Here is a 19,686-nt window from a genome sequence, read left to right as displayed (position 1 = left end):
TTTTACTCGCCTGCTGAGCATTCTCAAAAAATTTTTTAGCGTATTAACATTGGGCTGAAGATTTTTTTCTTATATAAATACCGGAACCATGATGTTTTTCAAGCAGCCCTTTTTCCACTAAAACCATCATTATCTTACGCAAGGTATTACGTGAAATATTCCACGCCAAAGCTCATTTTGTTCTGAAGAGAAAACATCACCAACTTTATACTCCAAAAGGTTAATTCGATCCCTAAGGCATTTAACAACACCCGCAAAAAACACTTTCGCACCGCTTTAACGTCTCACCCATACTATTTTTCTCTATATAACAAATAAACTTCGTCATCAAAAACAGGCTGTGCAGGTTGTTTTTTGCGAGAGAGATAAGTGAACACAGTAGCGCATAAAATAAAGTGTTCGGATTTACGATTTTAATCATACCCACGTAGTTTAGCCTCCATTCTTGTAATACTAAAAATGACAGCCGAAAGGTATAAAAATAATGGAGAAAAAAAACTAAAGTTTTTCCAAATCATTTTTTATGGGTCTCTGCGTCTGCTGCCAATCAGGTAGAAGAAGCCTGGAATCTCGATGTGAAAGGAGCTTCAGTTTGGGATAAATTTGTACGAATTCTCGGAAAAACATTTGAAAATACCACTGGCGATATCGCCGTCGATCATTATCACCGTGATAAAGAAGATGTCGCTCTGATGTCAGAACAGAGTTTAACGGCCTACCGTTTCTCGATTGCGTGGAGCCGTTAAACGGCTGAAGTGGTATTTAAAGCTGGAGCGGTCAGCGGGAATCGAACCCGCATCATCAGCTTGGAAGGCTGAGGTAATAGCCATTATACGATGACCGCATGAATATTCGGAGCACTGTTTAAACAGCCGTTGGTAATAATCCATAAATAGGCCGTAAATCAATCTGAGTAAGCAAACTGGACATCTCAGGGGTACCCGTCATCGACTTAAACCCAGTTTGCTTATTTATTTGGTCCGCCATCGAGGTCTCGAACCCCGAACCTACAACTGAAATGGTCGTACGCTCTTCCATAATGAGCTAATGGCGGTTAGCGACAGGCAGTATATGTGGCAAAACATATACGTACAATAAACAAGGGTTACTTTAAGACTTATCGTAGGCTCTCAAAGTCATGAACCCCTCTGTAAATAGTATTCACAGCTAAAAACTTGCGAACGGTTGCCAAAACACCGTAGATCAGAAAAAAACCTATAATTTATAGTTAGATAAGATAAAATTCATCGTGAAATTTTGAGCCAATCTCATCTCAATAAATTTATTCAAACACTATCCCTTGTTTTTCCTCTGCCACTTCTCCTGTTACCCGATCGATTTTCTGCTCGGAATACGTTCGATATCGCTCTTTAAGCTCCCACTTCAGCGCTTTTCTATTCTTTTGATTATCCAGCGCTTCATCTAGCGACGATCGATCGCTCTTTGCCAAAGAAGAAGCGGGTTCCGGAGGAACATAGTGCCAATCATGGCTGATATTCGTACCAGCGTTCAGAGAGAAAATAAAACTGAAATACAACACCATTAAAACAGAGAAATTTTTAAAACTCATATAAATCATCCTTGAACTACGCTGCGAGTTAACCAAGTAAGAAGATACACAAATCGACAACAATTCCCAACAGCTTGAATATCCATGCTCCCGATACTCACCGCATTATTTTATCTACTCCCACACCACCTTATCAATCATCACAGTTTTAGCTTAGACAAGCGCTTCCGTCATCGTCATAGGTCTCCCTTGTCGTGGTCAAGCAAAACTGGCCACGGCTTTAGCGTTTTTCCAGAACAGTCTTTCTTGATTATCTCCGCCGTTGTTGATGTAGATAATACATCGCCTGAATTATTGACATCCGCATCCTGATCCAATGCACTGAATGAAAACAGCATCAAAATAGTAGCAATAATGACTTTTTTCATAATTTCTAGGTAACTCGGTTGTAGAGAGTGCAAAAACAGGATAGCGATATAAGAAATCAATCAAGTCTTATTCTAAAATACCCCCCTCATCAAATTAGCCTGCCCAATAAAGATATATATTCCATTCTATAAATGCTGAGTATAACAAATAAAATAATCATTAATTATCATGATGATTAATCTGCAACTCAATTGATTAACCGAACCAAATTGAATTCTAGCATGGCAATCAAAAATATATTGATAATGAACCATAAAACTCGATGTCAATAGAGTTTTATGGGCGGAAATAAAAATAATTAGGTTTTTTATTCCTGTTTTTTTACTCATACCCTGTAAATTAATCAGTATGTTATTTCACTTCAATATATAAAATTACATAGTTACCTAAATTATAGTAAATAAATGTAACTATATTAAAACCATGTTGTTTACTCAGGTTATTACTGTTACTTCTGACAGGAGGAAAAACTAACTGAAGAAAGGAATAAATATGAAAAAATCACTTGGCTTATTCGGCTCACTGCTGCTGATTTCTGGTTCCGCTTTGGCTACAACGGCTCCCAATTGCACTAAGGTTGAATCGGTACAAATTGAACGGTTATTTGATAAATGGAATGACTCTTTGCAGACCGGAGATGCTAAGAAAGTGGCAGGTAATTACTTAAGCGATGCGGTATTACTGCCCACGGTTTCGAATAAGGTACGCCTGACAGACGCAGAACGTATCGATTATTTTGAGCATTTCCTGGAGAAAAAACCCGTTGGCAAAATTGATAGCCGAACCATACGTATTGGCTGCAATAAAGCCGTTGATACTGGCACCTATACCTTTACCTTTTCCGATAAATCAACGGTTTCAGCACGTTATACCTTTACTTATGCCTGGGACGGCAATGAGTGGAAAATATCAACACATCACTCTTCGGCCATGCCAGAGGCCTAACCATTAAATATATGTCTATTTTGTCTTATCTAATCAGTTAACATTGTGCTGCCGTATTTTCGGCAGCCAACTAATAAAATTTCGCCATAGTGAGTAATCCTGCTATTTCCCATTCATTTTTTATTTCTTATATTGGAATCATTCTAATTTCAATCTTCACAATGAAAAGACCGAACGATAGGGTTAAATACTCCGCAAAGCTCTGACTTCTCGTCGTATTAATTCACGAAAATTCAAACTTTCGACTTTATCAAGCTATGCAGGTATTTTTACTATTGAATATCGGCAATACATCTTCATTATCTGCCACATAAATAATGTCATCTTTTAGCTCTTTATTTTTTGGCATCGCCGGATAAACAAGAAAGTATGATGTATTATCCGGCGAGAAGTCATGACAGCATTATAACCTTAGCCATTCGGATTAACACTACAGTGGTCGATAGAGGTGATAGCGCCCAGAATCTCTTTCTATAGCTAACAGAAGACCAGACGGCGGCTGATGAATCGACTCTACCGCGCGACGGCTGCGGCTGACTGGCACGCTTTCTTCTACACGCTGCTGGAAGTCATTGGATTTTTCCGCTGCCGTTAGCAGAGACTGATAATCCTGATTAAAAGCGTCAGGATTTCGTTCTGCTTTACTCAAAAAGGAAACATATTGTGCAATGGAGTCAGCATTCTTCAAACCTTTTGAACCCGAAGTATTAATACTATTGAAATCCTTGAGATCGCTTCCCGCATATACACTTTGCGGTGCCTGACCCGCATCTGGGTTATTGAGATTGTTATTTCCGAGATTAATCAGTTCGAACACATCAACGTTGCCGACTTTCGTCTGCTGCCGAGTACCTATATACACAAAATCAAGTGAGTTTGGCGCACCGTGAGACAACTCATGAATGAGTACATCGGCCACCGCTTGCTTACTTTTTCCCATCATTTTGTAATAGGTGTGAAAACCGTCGCGACCTACATTGATTATTTTGCTATTAGGATTTCTACCCAACTGACGGTATTGATCTTTTGACAACTCGGCCACCGTATTTGTCTCTCCTACCTGACTGTCGAAACTGAAATTACGATGGCTAATACGCTCTAAGTCATTTTTGATATGACTCAACGTCTTACGTAGTATAATTTCATTCTGTGGTTTAAGCGGAAACTCTCTGCCAAAATACGCTTTTTGCGCTAATTTCACCTGTTCTCTGAGTTCGGGCTTATCCATGGCTTCAAGAGTCAGTTCAATTTTAGCTTTAGCAATTGGCAAGGATTTGGTAATAACCTTACGAGCCATTTGAACCTTCAAGGATTTACCAATTATTGGCAGATCTACCAGATTAAATGCCTTATTACCCGCCGTTCCTGTATTCGCCAATGCCAGCTTTACCTTACTCCCTTCCCCTGATGTCAGCTCGATAGGAATATTATTTCTATGTCCCAGTAGCAACTGCTTTCCTTGTTGAGAAATTGAATAATGCTTTCCATCAATCTTAATCACCTGCTTTCCGTTACGGGTACGTTGAATACCGAAATGGTTTGGCGCAGAAAGCTTCGCTTCATTCAACTGCAGCGGTTGAATATCATATTTACCCATGGCCGTAGACACTTCAGGCACCACGTCCAGAGAGACCGGTGCTTTAATGTGCCATTCTTGATTCGCATATTCTACTTTATGACCCGTGGATTCTGGCTGCCTAGCATCGTAAACAAATTGCTCATGACTGGCCAAATCGTAGCGATAAGGCACCAATCGACCATAGAGTTCAATGGCCTGCAATCGTTGAGGCTGAGATGAAACAGGATTACGTACGCTGTAAACGTTGGCGTTGCCGTCGGCAGTTTTATGGCGATGGCGAGAATGAAGGGAGAGTTCATGTGCCACACGCTGATCTAATTTACTAAAGCGAATGAATTTACCATCGCCAGTCGTTTTCCACTCCTGCGAAAGGTAGCTGAAATAGACTTGCTGCCGGCGTTCTCCGCCATTTTTTCCTTTAGGCAACACAGCGAAACTTTTCCCTTTATGCTCAACGAGAGGAACATCATGAAGTTTGCCATTGAGCGCCAGTTTAATATGGTTAACTCCATTCTTCAGATAGAACTTTGGCAGCTCTACCTGTGGTAGTTTCGGTTCAGATATTGGCCTGGTATATAAGCGTTGCTGTTCACTATGCGTGCTGGCACTCATGCTGAATTTGGCTTGCTGAGTCACTTGCTGTAATAAATTCAGTTCCTCTTCTGGCGAAGTAGGCTTTCCTTCAAGATCATTAGCCGCGTGTTCCAGCAAAGGTCCGACAATATATTGAGCAATAGCCAAAGGCTGGCTACCGGGCAATAAAGTTAAAAGCTGAGAAGTAATAGAATCAATCTTCTCGGTAATATTGGTCGCTTTCTCTATTTCCTGATTCGTAGGGCACCCTTGGCCTTTATTCCAGCTATCTATATTCTTACTTTCAACCGTCATCATGGTAATTGGCTGCCTCAAAGTTTTACCAATTTGACGTAGTATTTGTGCAAAAGTCAGATTTTCGCCGTTATTCATACAGGAAAAATCAAACATCTTAACAATTTTGACGTCATCCAGAACCGGCGGTTGAGGCGTTGTTTTAGGTGGAAATACCGCATAGCGTGGCATACGCAGCTTTGTTTCTTCGGTTAGAAGAGTGGGAGTGGTTGCGATTTCCCGCTGTAAATTTCGAACCTGCCCCAGCGTTTGGGCTATAGGATTAGCTCCGTGTCCTGCGATCAGCACAGGAGCGGCCCGCTCGGATGTTAACGGCATACCGCCTTGTGCCAACAATCCATGCAACAAGACATTTTTTAGACTTGGCCGGCCTGATGACACCACCGTCTGCGATTCTGGAACATTGTGCAGCATCTTTATCTGGGCAAACAGATTTTTAACCTCGGTGCGCTCTTCCGGCGTAGTGGCATTTGCAATTAACTGTGTTTCAATTGAAACCTGACGATTATTGGGAACTAAAGGGTATAAAGGCATAATATGTACCTGAAAAAAGGCTAAGAAAATTATGAGATGAATAGACAGATATTTATAGCGGTGGTCTTGCCAAAATATAAACCCGAACTTCGTAATAAACATGAAAGAAGCTAACGTTTTTAAGCGGAATATACTTTCAAAAATCGGCAATATACGTCGGCCACACCAATTTTACGACCACCTGAGAATATCCGATTTTTTCATTCTACAAATTTGTAGGCCAATATGGACATGAGGTATATAATTATTTACTTTCCGCAAATGTTGTAACTGAAGGTTACGGGGAAGTGATGGGAATAAACTCTACTTTGCCGTGAGGAGAGATTCTAATTGTAGTAGTTATTTTTAATGAAAATAACTAATGAACATATTTTAGGCACCTTAAATTTACGAAATTCATTAATATTGGTCGTGGTAACGCCTGGCGATAAGAAATACGGCCATAAAACCATAAAACCATAAAACCATAAAACCATAAAATCATAAAATCATAAAATCATAAAACCTAATATAGCAAGACGGTTTGGCTCCACCAAAAATTAGAACCATTATTTTAACCGATAACAGCTTCAATATTAATAATTGTAGGATCTGCTCGCATTGCCTTACGGCAACATTTTAATATTTTCCGTACCTGCTGGTTAGGCCAATCTATCACGATGTATTTTCACAAATAAATATCGTCGGCAGGACTGGATTCAAAAGACTGGCTGCGACTCCCAACAAGAATCATCACCTAATTCCCCCAATCCTATTCGTTGCCAATACTTCTGGCCGATCAAATAAAACACCATTTAACCTTGGGTGACTTCGTAAAACGTTTACCCCCTCCCTCATGCCGCCAGAAATATCAACGGTCGTTACATTTTTAGGGGAATAATAATACCCGAAAATTAAACGCTCCCAATATTGGGAGCGGTATAACTTACGTATTCAGATTTGAACAAAAATAATGCCTATCACATCAGGCCCTATTTCAACGTTGCGCGCTGGTCTAAAATGACTTTCGACGCTTTAGTCTTACATCATTGTTGACTCGTCCGGTCATGACGTTTTCCAGACCGGATATAATTCCGGAACAGTTATAGCAGGCGGGGAAATCTTGATTCACATCCCCAACCAGCCTTTGGGTAAAGATATAACTGCCGTTGAGCCTTTCGGCGTTTCCACCTTCAATATCAGGATTAGAAATAATATAATTCAGCGCCTGTACTTCTGCATGTAAACCGGCGATCCCGGCCATTTTAGGTAAAACATTATTATTTGCTAAAAGATGATCCCGAATTCGCCCTTCAACCACCGCATGAAGATCTGTTCCCGATGATTTATATTGGCTACGGATGCCAGTGATAAATGCTTCTGTATCTGCGACTCGGTAATACCCCAGGCTCGATTCTGGCTTCCATCTTTGACTTTTACCTAGTTTATCAGGATGATACTGACTCAGTGACGGTTTCACTTTATCCTCAATCAGTTCCACACCGGGAAAGGTATTTTTATTACCCAAGCTTCCGGGAAGATTCAGAAAACCATCTTTATAAACCGGATCCGGTTGCAGCGTATTTAAAACACCCGCATGAGCGGCGTAGGTTTTTAATTTTGAATTGGTAAATTTCATTCCTCTTGATTTTTTTTCTTTGTCTTTCTGTTTTATACCTTTTAGCACCGCCTCATTATTTAAGGTCTCCTGTAAAATCATTCCGGTACTTTCAGTCATACGTTGATAAGTATCTCTAACGCCTCTATGAGGCCCGTCTATCTGGTTTAGTTGGTAAATGGCCTTAACAATATCCCTAGACGCATTAGTCGTATCCAAATCCAGCCAATCTAATGGAGCCATTCCATCCGGATCGGTGAGCCGCAGTGGATTATTTCTCACCATTCTATACAGATTTAACCCATCAACCGTACCCGCAGGATCGGCGGAGAGCCAACGACCCGCCCAAGGTTGATAGTAGCGGAAACCGTAATAATACAGCCCGGTTGCATCCCGTTCTTTGCCTGAGTATCGGACTGTTTTATATGCCGTTTCTATATGACTCCGTGCTGCCCACACGGCGGTTCCGCCATAGGGATAATATTCTTCCATACTGATGACCAGCCCATCGCCATCCACTTCCAGACCGCTGCTACAGGTGAGGTTATCGTAGCTCCAGCGTATCTGGTCGTTGATTATTCCATCTGGTTTTCCGCTCTCCCAATGTAGTACACGCACCTGAGCACGCCCCGCCTCACCTATGCAGATAACCTGTAAGTTTTCCGCTTCCGCCACGCCGCCAGTCATAGTTCGCCATTCCAACCCCGGCAAATATAGCGCCCGTTGCACCCGCGCACTGTGATTCGTTTGCTGCGAACTGATTTTCAAAATACGCTGGCTGCTGCCGTCATAACGGTAGCTTTCACTGTCATCCGCCGTTTCGCCGCGAGCCACTAAAAGCACAGTGCGTAACTCACCACGCGGTGTCCAAATCAGGCTCTGCCCTTGCTGTAGGCACTTTTGGCTTCCACTTGCGGTAAAGAGCGCATCCACATCAGCAGGGTTTTCCGTTAGCGAACTCATTACGCCACGGTTGCTACGCTCACTCACGGTGATGTTTAGGGTGTAATTATTATTGGTCGCGGGCGCACTGTGTCTGATGCGCATTAGATTACCGGCGGAATCATAGGTATAAGTGCGGGTATAGTTCGTATATACCGAAGAATCAGAGGGAAGAGGAACGAGAGGGGAAGGTAAATCACTGCCTTGCTGGCCAGCTCCCGCCACTTCCCGTCCGCTGGCGCTGACCAATTGATATAAGCTGTCGTAACGGTAGGCATTTTCAGGCACCACTTTTTGATTGCGCCAAAAACGCGTTTCCTCTGCGTCATTAGTGATGCTGAGAACATTTCCTACCGGATCGTATTCATAACGTAAATCCTGTAGCACCTTCGCACCGGCGGCATGGCCGTTCGGACGCTCGGTTTTAATACCGATCAAACGCTGAGTTTCCGCCTCGTAAGTATAAGTGGTTACCACACCGTTACCGCCTTCCTCTCGAAGCTTCTGTCCAGCGGCAGAGTACGTCAACACCTTTATGATAACCTGCTCCTGCCCTCCTTTTAGCGTCAGCCAGCTCGCTGACAGTTGGCCCGCAATATCGAACGCCACGCGTTGCTGATTGCCCACTGCGTCAATGGTTGTCAGCACCGCACCCGCCGCATCCGTGCGAGTCACAGTAGTATAGATTTCTGTCGCCAGCAGACTATTCCAGGCGGAAGTATCGTTCCCCTGCCAATCGGCCAAGATGTTCGTATCATCCAAATTTTTCAGCAGCTTACGGCTAACCGATAACGGTTTACCCGTTAATGACACGCTGTCTGTCTGTATCAGGCCGGCCGCATCATAATAACTGACGCACTGCCCGGCGAGGTTCAGATTCTTCTCCTGCGGCGTATTGCCCGCATACACAAAATGCTCTGTAATCCGCGCGTTTTCGCCGTTCACCTGCTCGGTTACACTCAGTGGACGGCCTGGCAACGGGGCATTTTCATACTGAAAGGTTCGGGTGACGGCCAGACTGAGGTCGTCCTTACCATTCTCCCCTCTGCTAATATTGGTCATCGCTATAACGGATCTTCCTTCAGTATCGTTCAGAACTAGCGTGTTACCCGCATCAACGCTTTGCGTATATATGATATTTCCATTTAAATCAGTTAGATAAGAAAAATTAGTAACCTCTTTATGATTTAGTCTTGGATCTAAACTTTGAGCCAGAAAACCGCGAAAATCGAATTGATGATAGGTGATACATTCCTCCGTCACTTTAGGTGTATCAGGATGACGGCGATACGCGATATCGCGAACGCTTAGGCCCCGGTTATCAAACACCGTGACCGATGGGGTTTTACTAAACAGCTGTATGTCCATAAATATCTCCTGGTTAAACATGAAAAAAACGAGCACATGAATGGGAATACGTTCGATAGATGTGAACTATACGATTACGTACTAAAAGAATGTTGCTCGACACCCCATATTATTTATGGCTATTTTTGATAGCGCAGTTTGAAAATATAAAAACAACATAGTGAGGATGAAAAAATAGCCTGCCTTATTAAATAAATGATTAAATCAGGCAGGCTAGTGCTTCAGCGTAATTTAACGACGGTATTCTTTCTGGCCTCGTATTTCAGTTCAGTCATTCCAAACTGGCCTCTTGTTCTATGTTTCTTATGCGGTTTTAGCTCACCAAGCTCTAATAACGTTGATGCCGACACCTCACCATTTTTGTCTTTTGTTAATAGACTGAAAGATACACCAACGGTATTTTCGTAACCTGTGGTTCGGTAATTTAGAATATTATCTGCATCTCTATGTATTTCACTGCCTTTCTTACCGTTGTAAGCGATAGTTCCATTATCAAAATAATCCAATATCGTTAATAAGCTGTCATTCACGGCTTCTGGATTCAGGTCAATACCGGCATCCGGAATTAACTTATTCAGCATTCGGAAATTATCCGTCACTCCGTGTTCACCGGTTACCCAATTTTCGGATGGGGTTCCGGTTCCGGCATGCAAAGCATAAAAATTATTCCCTTTAACACCGGTAATCATCGTACATCCGGTTAATGTCCCAGCCGTCACCAGCACGGAGCGGCCAGGTTTTATATCATTCAGATTAATATTAATCCCTGCGGCACCCTGCACACCGTTGTGAAGAACCACCAGATCAGTATTATTTTTTAATGGTTTAGTTTCCCAATGTGTTCCTGCATACCATTTAGAGGATTTATTGGCTGATGTGATATTCTCACCTGAGGAAACTTCTAACACCTCTCGACGATCTTCCGCAGAAAGTTCCTTGTGGTTCTGTGGCGGAAAGTCTTTATCCCTATCCTGTCTGGAGAACAGAAAATCGATGTCAATCTCGCTTTCTGAACGGGTATAAAACGGCCCGGTTCCTTTGAGGGATGAAATCGTTAATGTGTCTTTCTTCCGAAATGAACTGATGCGCTCAAAAAAACCCGGAGCCAAGCCGTCAGGATCATGGAGTACAATCGGGTTATTCCTGACCATTCTAAATAGATTCAGCCCATCTATCGTACCCGCCGGATCGGCACTCAGCCAGCGGCCAGCCCACGGCTGATAGTAGCGGAAACCGTAGTAATACAACCCCGTGGCGTCCCGTTCCTTGCCTGAATAGCCATAGGCTTTATCACTCGCTTCTCGTTGACTGCGCGCCATCCACACGGCAGTACCACCATAGGGGTAATATTCCTCCTGACTGATCAATTGCCCGGTTCCATCCACCTCTAACCCACTGCTGCCAATCAGATTATCGTAACTGTAACGCAGTTCGTCGTTAGCCACTTCAGTAGGTTGCCCAAGCTCCCAGTGCATTGCCTGTACCTGCGCCCGGCCAGCTTCGCCAATTTTCACCACCAGTAACGTTTCAAACAACGTATTACCTTGATGAATTGTTCTTCGTTCCAGACCTGCCAGATAGAGCACTCGCCGAGTTTGGGTATTGTTATTGGACTGCTGAATAGCCATTTTGCTAACGCGCTGACTATTAGCATCATAACGGTATGTTTCACTGTCAGATTCCTGCCCATCGCGCGCAACCGGCGTGACCTTCGCCAGTTCACCGCGAGCATTCCAGCTTAACGTTTGACCAGGCAATAGTTGGTTCTGCCGTCCCGCGGCGTCAAAGAACGCCTCCACTTTATCGACATCGTCGGTTAGTGAGCTTAATACCGCACGATTGCTGTATTTTGAAACAGTTATATTGGTGGTGTAACTATTATTGGCTGCGGCCGATGTATGGCGAATTTGCATCAAATTACCAGCAGAATCATAGTGATAATTGCGGATGTAATTGGTATATGCATTGTTATCAATCGGAGACAGTGTGGGAAGTTGGCTACTCTGTTGCGGAATGTTTGCCATTTCGCGCCCGTTGGCGCTGACTAATTGGTACAAAGTGTCGTAGATGTAGGTATTTTCTGGCACCACTTTCTGATTACGCCAGAAACGAGTCGCTTCCGCGTCATTGGTAATACGCAGCACGTTACCTACGGGATCGTAGGTATAACGCAGATCCTGAAACACTCTGGCTCCCGATAAATGCCCCGCTGGACGCTCGGTTCTGATACCGATTAAACGCTGAGTTTCCGCCTCATAGCTATAAGTGGTGAGCACACCGTTACCGTGCTCTTCTTGCAGCTTTTGTCCGGCGGCCGAATAGGTCAACGATTTGACTATGATCTGCTCTTGCCCGCCCTTTAAACTCAGCCAGCTGCTTTTAAGAAAACCGGCTACATCGTAGGCCAACCGTTGGATATTCCCCATGGCGTCCGTTTGTACCAAGGTTTCCCCATTGGCGTCGGCGCGGTTGTAAGTGGTGAAAATTTCCGGCGTCAATAATTCCAGCCACGCCGATTCATTCGTCCCCTGCCATTCCGGCTCTGCGCTCTCCAGCAGTGGCTGAAAGCACGCCGATATCGGCGTGCCAGTGAGCGCAATACTCAGCGTTTGATTCAGCCCGGCGCTGTTATAATGGCGTAAGCATTGCCCCGCCAGATTGTTCGCTTTTTGCGATGCATCACTGCCAGCCCAGTAAAAGCGCTCAATAATTCGCTCTTCTCGATCTTTCTCCCTTTCACTGCGACTGAGTACCCGCCCCGGCCGATTTTCACCTTCATATTGCCAGGTATGTGACACGCCGGTGGCGGAAATGCTAATGGCAGGACGAGCGGCAATATCATTCAGGGAAAAGATTGTGCCTGCATCAACGCCGTCAGTACGCAAAACTTCGCCGCTAAGGGCCGTAAAGTAAGACAAATTCGGCTTAACCGAACTATCCTGCTTTCGTCTTTCCGCCAGACGCGGATCGATACTTTGAGAAATAAACCCATAACTATCATATTGATGAAAAGCTATACGCTCAGCAATTTCCTGCGGTGTATCTGGATGGCGATAATACCGTAACTCCCGTATAACGTGGCCACGATTATCCAGCACGCTAACCCCCGGCGTGCCCTGATGGAGCGCAGAATCAAACTGGTTCATCTCGGTTATCCTTTTGATAGGGAATGGCTTTCAACACCATATTTCCTCGTTTTCATCCGCCCCACGACAATGTAGGGCGAATTTTCTTATGGGAACTAAATCGCCAGATTTGCTGCCGTATCGTTCTCATCCTGATTCACCACAAACCACGGGGTATACTGGCGTTCACGCCGGTAACCTTTCGCGGTAATGACCTGATATTCGCGCCCTAAAGGATCGTAAATATGCGTGTCGGCAAACAGGTCAGTGCGTGCACTGTCATCGCTGAGATAACGCCAATCATCCAGAAAATAAGGCTGATAAACGCGTATTCCTTGCCCTTTCCCGTCGTATTCCGTACGTCCGGAAACCGCCCAACGATTATCCGTCACCACTAAGGCTGGTGTGCCGGAAACATTGACCACCAGCGAGGAGTCTTCGCTGCGTTGCCAGCTCTCACCGGCTTCAACACGCTGAGCGCTTTGTAGCAGGCGGCCAAAACCATCACTGAATAGAATACGTTGCCGTAATTGTTGTTGGTCATCGCTATCGTAGCGATCGGTAGTAATAGTAAGGGAATGAGGCGGCGTACGCGGAATCTCGGCCAGTAGCGTCAACATCAGCACCGATAAACCATGGCGCGCCATCCAGCGCCGCCGACCCAGCGCGCAGACATAACCATCTTCGGTGACAAAACGCGCCTGCAGCAATGCGTTCCAAAGAGTACCGTTATCCGCCATTCGTTCGGAAACATCGTGCTGCGTCAGTTTTTGCATCCAGCTTTCAGGTTCAAAAATGGCGCAGTGAGCCACCGGAATTCCGGGGCTTAACGCCAGTGCTGCCTCAATCGTGGCAGGTACCACAAAAGGTTTGGCTTGAGGAGTGCTGTATCCCGCGTCTTTACCCGCTTCCGTTCCCCAAAACCGGCTGGCAATCACCTCCCCAAACGGATTCAAAACCACGTAGTGCTGGTTATCATTGGCATCCGTCAGGCTATATGGGGTAAGGAATCGGTAATCGTAGCGCGCCTGTGTCACCAGTTGAGCCGCATCCTGGGTTTCTATCACTACGCAATAATGCTTATCCCACTTCAACGTAGTTTTCCCTGTTAACAACGTACTACGCTGGCTGAGAGGACGCCAAAATTGCGAATAGTCACCGAATTCGCTGTAACCCTGACGGGCAACCCAAACATCCGGCTCTGACTCAACCCTAAACAAGCGCGGAGCCAACTGATAACCGGCGGAAAACAGCAATTCATCGCGTGTTTTGCTGTCCAGCACGCCGACAAAGGCCTGTAGGGTTTTCTCGTCCAGAATAGCGGTTTCGCCGTAGGCCACCAGCGCCTGCAAAGACGGTTGTTCATCCACACCGCCCTGATAAGCCACCCGACTTTGGCCCAAATAGGTAAACGGCTGATTCGAACCGATCAGGCTATTGGACGCGATGAGCGTTTCTAGCGTAAATCCGTTAGCCGGAGCGCGTTCCTGATCGTACTGATAGCCATCGTTTCGTTGCTCTTTTGGCAGCCCTAACAGCCAGTTATCGTCATTGGTCAAATGAAAATAATTTTGCTGTTGTTTGGTCAGATGCAGTTGCTGCTGCTGCGTGTCGTAGCTGCTATCAAACAGCGTTTCCGGTAAATCATCAGGATAGGGCGACTTTTCCGGTTTTTTACGTCGCGGGTAATTGATTGCCACACTTAATAATGGCGAACCATAGCGATCCGCTTTTATGACTACTTGTTGGCTACATTGAGGATCAGCGGCCACCCGTTGGTATTGATAACTTCGGGTTTCAATGGTGGAACACCATGCCGAAGGTACTGTGGCGTCGGTTGTGGGCAACGCCCGCACCTGATGACGCATTTCTGTGACCGAATAAGGAATCTCGGCTTCGGGAGTGCCATCATCACCATACAGTTCGCTGCGCAAAAGTTGCCCTTTCATCGCGCGATTCAGCCAAAAGGCATCATGCTCTGAAGGTATAAAAGCAACATCGGAACCAGCCTCTGAATCGTTTTCCCAACGAGTAAACCGAGGTGAGAAAGGGCTGAATGCCTGATCATCTCCGCGCCAAAACTCTGCGGATAGCGTGGTGTCAATCTCAGGGATTCCCGTAGCAAACCAGCTAACAGTTCGGGAAGGATGAGTAGGAATGTCGACCGTTCCCTGGGCAAAACCATCCGTATCGCGCTGAATCAACCGGCCAAAGCCACGAAATTCCCGCTCTTGGCCATCCCAGGAACCGTGGGCATATTCTTGTTCTTGAGTGAGACGGTTACCTGTAATCTCATCAAAAATCTCGCTACGCCAGTGTAAATGCATAGGAAATGGCAAATGACATTCAGGTTGCTGCCCCGCCGCCTCAACCAACTGTTTTTCATCCAGCCAGAATTGAGCCGAACTGCGGTAAAACAAGCAGGTTTCCGCCCCCCGATTATTATTCATCACATTCAATAACCAAGGCTTATTCAACGCCAGATCGCAGCGCCAATGAGTCGGTGACATATGCGGCACCGTCATCACCAAACTGGCGATGCCTAATCCTTGAATATCAGCTGCTTGCAGTTGGCAGGTGTTATCAAAATTCACACCGTCCGGCAGTAATAAAGAGATTGGTTTACTAAAGCGATTACCGCTTTCGTTTAGGTAGATCTCTAGACATTCCGAATGAGCATAAATAATGTCGTTAGTGCCAGAACCATCAATATCAGCCAGAAACACCCGATCGGGGTTGAAACTGGTCTGCGGCTGACTAAATCCTTCCAAAGTCAAAGGTTGGCCAAAACGGCCGTGTCCCATATTTGGCCAGCATTTCACGCTATCTGCCGTGATCTCGACCAGATGCTGCTGACCCGAACCTAACATATCGGCAAAAGCGACTAATTGACGGGAATCGATTCCAATGACCGGTAAGCTGACGTTTTCTGCCTGCGTGACATCCTGCGCCGGAGCCCAGTTCCCCTGCTGATTGGCATACAACCGCACGCTTTTAGGCCCGATAAGCACCAAATCAGATAATCCCGCGCCAACCAGATCTGCTAATTGTGCCTTCGGGTGAAAATACTCGGTGGGTAAGGTGTTCAATGGTGTAAAATGTGTCCATTCACCTGTCGAATGAATACTATGAAAACCTCGTACTCCCGCTGAAGTGATCACCCAATCCAAACGACCGTCACCGTTGATATCCATCAGCGTCGCTCCCTCTTGCAAGCGAGGGATTTTGGGCAACGCTTTCATTGCCCCATAGGTCACGGCATTAGAATCGCCCCCAATTTGGCGTTGCGGCGATTTGTACCACCAGGCACCCGGCGTTTCCTGATACAGAATGCCTGGTGTACCTTCACCATACAGATCAATCATTTGGTATGGTTGATAGCCGTTAAAAGCCTCAAGCTGCGGCATTTCCTGCCAGCCGGGAATACTCCCTGTATCAAAACGCTGATAGTCGAATTCTAACGGCGGCTGAGTGATTGGGCTGCCGTCCGTTTCATACGCCACCTGACGGACAGCTACCAAGGTGCTGACGCTGTTATTCAGGTCGTAATCTAGCGTGAGTCGATTCACCAAAACGGGAATTTCGTCAGTCACATCTCGATCATTCAAGGCCTCCAGCCGATGGAACCCCAATACTTGGTGGCATAAGCGGCGATTTCGAATTTCAATTCCAAAGTCGTAGCGGCTAAACATATCTGGCCGGGCTAACCAACCGGTGGTTCCTCCCTCGAAAGTAGGAATTTTATTAATAGAGATATCTCGCTCGCCGTAATCAAACACTAAATGGAATAACCACTGGGTGAGATTAGGTAGTTCTTCATCTAAAACAAATAAACTGGCTTGAGGGGAAATATTACCGTAGTCAATCCGCGCTAAATAACGCTGGGCACTATCCTGTGGATGAAGCGCTATTTCCGCATCAGTACAATTGACTTGATTCTCGCCGCTATATTGATAGTAAATATGCTCGCCGGTAGGCGTAACCGTTTCTTCCAACAGCCAGCTAGCAATCTGCGATGGGTTTTCAGCATTAGCCACCCGACTATGGGAATTTTTCCCCAGAATATGCGTTTGTCCATCGGGAGAATAAATTATCCAGAATGGCGTGCCATCAGTTTGTTTAACGGGTTGCCAATATTCTATTTTGATGAAGTCTTGAATAAGGCGCGGCTGGTAACGAGTGACCTTATAGCTGAAAGGTAATGGGATACCTTGTAGACGGTTAGCCGTTCTCACATCTTCAAAACCACTATCATTTAAAGCGATAGCCATCACTTCCCCGGAAGGGCTAAGAAACTCGTCATCTTCGTTATATTGGGGAACCCCTTTTTGAGTACGACGGCTAATACTCATCGCACTACATTGCCATCCCATACCAAAAGGGCCATTCCCTGCACCGCTGCTATAACTCAACGAAAGCGCCGGGGCTACGCCACGACCTGCGGAGAAGGGTAATGGTATGGAAAAGGTCACCATTCCATCAGGCCCTGCTTGACCCACTGATTCGCCCATCCCATTAATTGCCCCTCCGCCCTTCGGCAATGAAAGGGTCGTGATAGCCATTTCCTGTGAATTTTGCATAAAGACTCCTGTCAGCTATTAATCAATAGCCGAACATTGCCAGACCGTGACAGGTTATAAATAACGCCATTTTAAATAAGCAATAAAACAACCCGCCACGTTCCGCTATCTGATTTTTCAATTAATTTAAATTAATAGGCTAGATAATTAATAGAAATCAATCGCGATTAAATAACAATTGGCGCTGTAAACGCTTACTTGCTCTTAATTTCAGAAATTGATTTTAAGTAAATCTCTTTGCCTGGATTATACAGCGGCCCCATATCAATCGTTTCCTGATTAGAATCGGCAACGTAACCCAGTCCCTCTCTGGCTGCATTGGCTAATAACCCGCAATCCTGATCGCCAGACCAGGAAAATACGCCGCCTAATTTATTTTTCGCGGCATATTCACCTTTTTGTTTTACCGTTCTAGGGGTATCTAATGAAATAAAGTGGCCTTTAGCTTCGCTAAACAGAAAATCAGCATCGGCATTCGTGTCAGTCATCAGCACAAAACCATTTTTACCCATACTTAAGCTGTGCTCGGCATCCATATAGTTTTTAACGATATCGAAGAATTCCGGAGCACCATTTTCCATCGTGCCTAACGCTGGGCCATTCTTGGTATACTGACGGGTTGTCAGATCCCCCCCTACCGCTGAGCGCCCATAGTTAGCGTACCCCAAATGAATTTTCTCCATCGGAATACCAAGTTCATTATGCAAATAATCAATCGCTGCTTCGGCCGATAAATCAAATAACTCTTGTTCGCCGGGATCTTTTGGTGAATACAGGTTTGTATGATGACCAATATAATCGGCCCAGATGGTGCCAAAGAAGTCGTAGCTCATCAGATAAATATTATCTAGACCATTAGCAACCAACTGATCAATATTGGATTTCTTTAATTTCGCTTTGACGCCGCTACAAGCGATTGAGATCTCTTTTCTGTTACTGTAACCAAAACGGCTATCCAATGCGCTGCGTAGCTCTTTAATCAGCAATACATAGTTTTCGCCATCTTTATCACTGCTGATATTTCCCTCATCGCCACCGCCACCGGGGTATTCCCAGTCGATATCCACGCAGCTGAACATTGGGAAACGCACAAAGAAATCAACCACGCTGGCAACAAAAACGCGGCGCTCATCCGGGTTCTCCGCTAAAGCGGAGAAATAGCTGGATAAACTCCAACCACCAATACTGAAGGCCAGATCGAGTTTATGGCCCATCGCATGAGCTTTCTTTTGCAGTTCACGCAATCCACCCAATAGGCCAGCAGCACGGTTTTGCTGGTAATAAGGTAAAAATGTGCCAGATTCAATACTGGTATCGGCGCTTTCAGGCGGCAACCCCACGTTACGAGCAGTGCCTAAATCACCATAGGGATCCAACGGAACAATATGCCCTTTACCAATCTGAGGTAAACCTAAACTCGGCGCCTGAGCATTCCATCCGTCCCAGACTTCCTGCACTTTTTTACTTTTATTGCCGATATCACCGCAAATACCGAGGAAACTGAAAATCAGTCGATCATAGGTAGCGGGATTTTGCATCAACGTCGCTAAATCAAAACCACGCCCGCGTTCTTCTTCTTTACTACCACCGCCGTCTAGACGAGCATCATATTGGCACCAGTCGGTAATATAAGCCGACAGCTTCGGTTTTGTTTTATCACCAACATAATGATTGTACATCGGGGCGCAAACTCGGGTTGCAGTGTAAGAAAGGTTCCCTTGCGAGCCATCTTCTTTAAAATTTACGTCAGGGCGAGAATACGTTTCCTCGGTATATTTATCTTCGACCAATATCGGTGAAGGAATATTTTCCGTCGGTTTAACATCTGCTGTGGTTGGATTCCCTATTTTATTTATTTCGTCTGCCGTTGCCGCCCGTACAAATTTCCAGGCATTGTGAGGGTTACCATCAGAACTACCAATACCGGGAACCTGCCAGCGTTCAACCCAATAGGTATTGGTATAAACTTTACCATCAAATATAACGTTAAATACCCGCCCACCGACCTGACTATCCCATGCAGCTAAAGGTTCACCAATAACATCACTAATATCAGACATTGCTTTAGATGAGGTGTAAGTATATTTATTGACCATAACAGAACTCCACTATTTTTGTTGGCTCCTTTGATTAAAAAGGAGCCAAGTGAGATAAATATGATTGAAAAAATAAATAGCTGATCAAAAACA

Annotated in this window: 8 protein-coding genes, 2 tRNA genes and 3 pseudogenes; 2 read left to right on the top strand and 11 right to left on the bottom strand. The window is 45.1% G+C overall.

The genetic code is table 11. The features are described 5' to 3' along the window. Positions 1-506: 506 nt before the first annotated feature. Positions 507-743, top strand: a pseudogene (locus tag PL78_RS19455) (family 1 glycosylhydrolase); the annotation flags it as partial. Positions 744-769: 26 nt separating this feature from the next. Here PL78_RS19455 and PL78_RS03820 read toward each other — a convergent pair. The 4 genes from PL78_RS03820 to PL78_RS03805 all read right to left on the bottom strand — a co-directional run bounded on the left by PL78_RS03820 (position 770) and on the right by PL78_RS03805 (position 1,938). Beyond that, positions 770-844, bottom strand: a tRNA-Gly gene (locus PL78_RS03820). Positions 845-976: 132 nt separating this feature from the next. Continuing rightward, positions 977-1,054: transfer RNA gene (locus PL78_RS03815), tRNA-OTHER, on the bottom strand. A 228-nt stretch (positions 1,055-1,282) separates the two neighbouring features. Continuing rightward, positions 1,283-1,570, bottom strand: a complete 288-nt coding sequence (locus PL78_RS03810; RefSeq protein ID WP_064513242.1) for a hypothetical protein — start codon at positions 1,568-1,570, stop codon at positions 1,283-1,285. Positions 1,571-1,746: 176 nt separating this feature from the next. Continuing rightward, positions 1,747-1,938: a hypothetical protein gene (locus tag PL78_RS03805; RefSeq protein ID WP_064513239.1), complete on the bottom strand. Its 192-nt coding sequence runs from the start codon at positions 1,936-1,938 to the stop codon at positions 1,747-1,749. Positions 1,939-2,431: 493 nt separating this feature from the next. Here PL78_RS03805 and PL78_RS03800 point away from each other — a divergent pair, with 493 nt between their 5' ends. Continuing rightward, positions 2,432-2,884: an SgcJ/EcaC family oxidoreductase gene (locus tag PL78_RS03800; protein WP_064513237.1), complete on the top strand. Its 453-nt coding sequence runs from the start codon at positions 2,432-2,434 to the stop codon at positions 2,882-2,884. 430 nt (positions 2,885-3,314) lie between these two features. Here the strand turns inward: PL78_RS03800 and PL78_RS03795 are convergent, their stop codons facing one another. The 7 genes and pseudogenes from PL78_RS03795 to chi2 form a co-directional block, all read right to left on the bottom strand. Beyond that, positions 3,315-5,987 carry a hypothetical protein gene (locus PL78_RS03795; RefSeq protein ID WP_145933946.1) on the bottom strand — a complete coding sequence of 891 codons (2,673 nt, stop codon included), beginning with the start codon at positions 5,985-5,987 and terminating at the stop codon, positions 3,315-3,317. Between the two features lie 451 nt (positions 5,988-6,438). Beyond that, on the bottom strand, positions 6,439-6,543 hold the full coding sequence (locus PL78_RS21050; RefSeq protein ID WP_371112906.1) for a hypothetical protein: 105 nt from the start codon (positions 6,541-6,543) through the stop codon (positions 6,439-6,441). 336 nt (positions 6,544-6,879) lie between these two features. Further along, positions 6,880-7,224: pseudogene (locus PL78_RS20970) on the bottom strand (YwqJ-related putative deaminase); the annotation flags it as partial. Between the two features lie 498 nt (positions 7,225-7,722). Beyond that, positions 7,723-9,792: pseudogene (gene yenC2, locus PL78_RS03790) on the bottom strand (insecticidal toxin complex toxin subunit YenC2); the annotation flags it as partial. A 221-nt stretch (positions 9,793-10,013) separates the two neighbouring features. Further along, positions 10,014-12,938, bottom strand: coding sequence for an insecticidal toxin complex toxin subunit YenC1 (yenC1, locus tag PL78_RS03785; RefSeq protein WP_064513233.1), 2,925 nt, complete (start codon positions 12,936-12,938; stop codon positions 10,014-10,016). 95 nt (positions 12,939-13,033) lie between these two features. Continuing rightward, positions 13,034-17,497, bottom strand: coding sequence for an insecticidal toxin complex toxin subunit YenB (gene yenB / locus PL78_RS03780; protein ID WP_064513231.1), 4,464 nt, complete (start codon positions 17,495-17,497; stop codon positions 13,034-13,036). 194 nt (positions 17,498-17,691) lie between these two features. Further along, complete coding sequence (chi2, locus tag PL78_RS03775) at positions 17,692-19,593, bottom strand: insecticidal toxin complex chitinase Chi2 (protein WP_064513229.1); 1,902 nt, start codon at positions 19,591-19,593, stop codon at positions 17,692-17,694. Positions 19,594-19,686: the final 93 nt, after the last annotated feature.

Source organism: Yersinia entomophaga, assembly GCF_001656035.1.
In the GTDB taxonomy this organism is placed as follows: Bacteria; Pseudomonadota; Gammaproteobacteria; order Enterobacterales; family Enterobacteriaceae; genus Yersinia; species Yersinia entomophaga.
The sequence above is the reverse complement of the archived record's forward strand: the minus strand, read 5'-3'. Positions and strand labels throughout refer to the sequence as shown.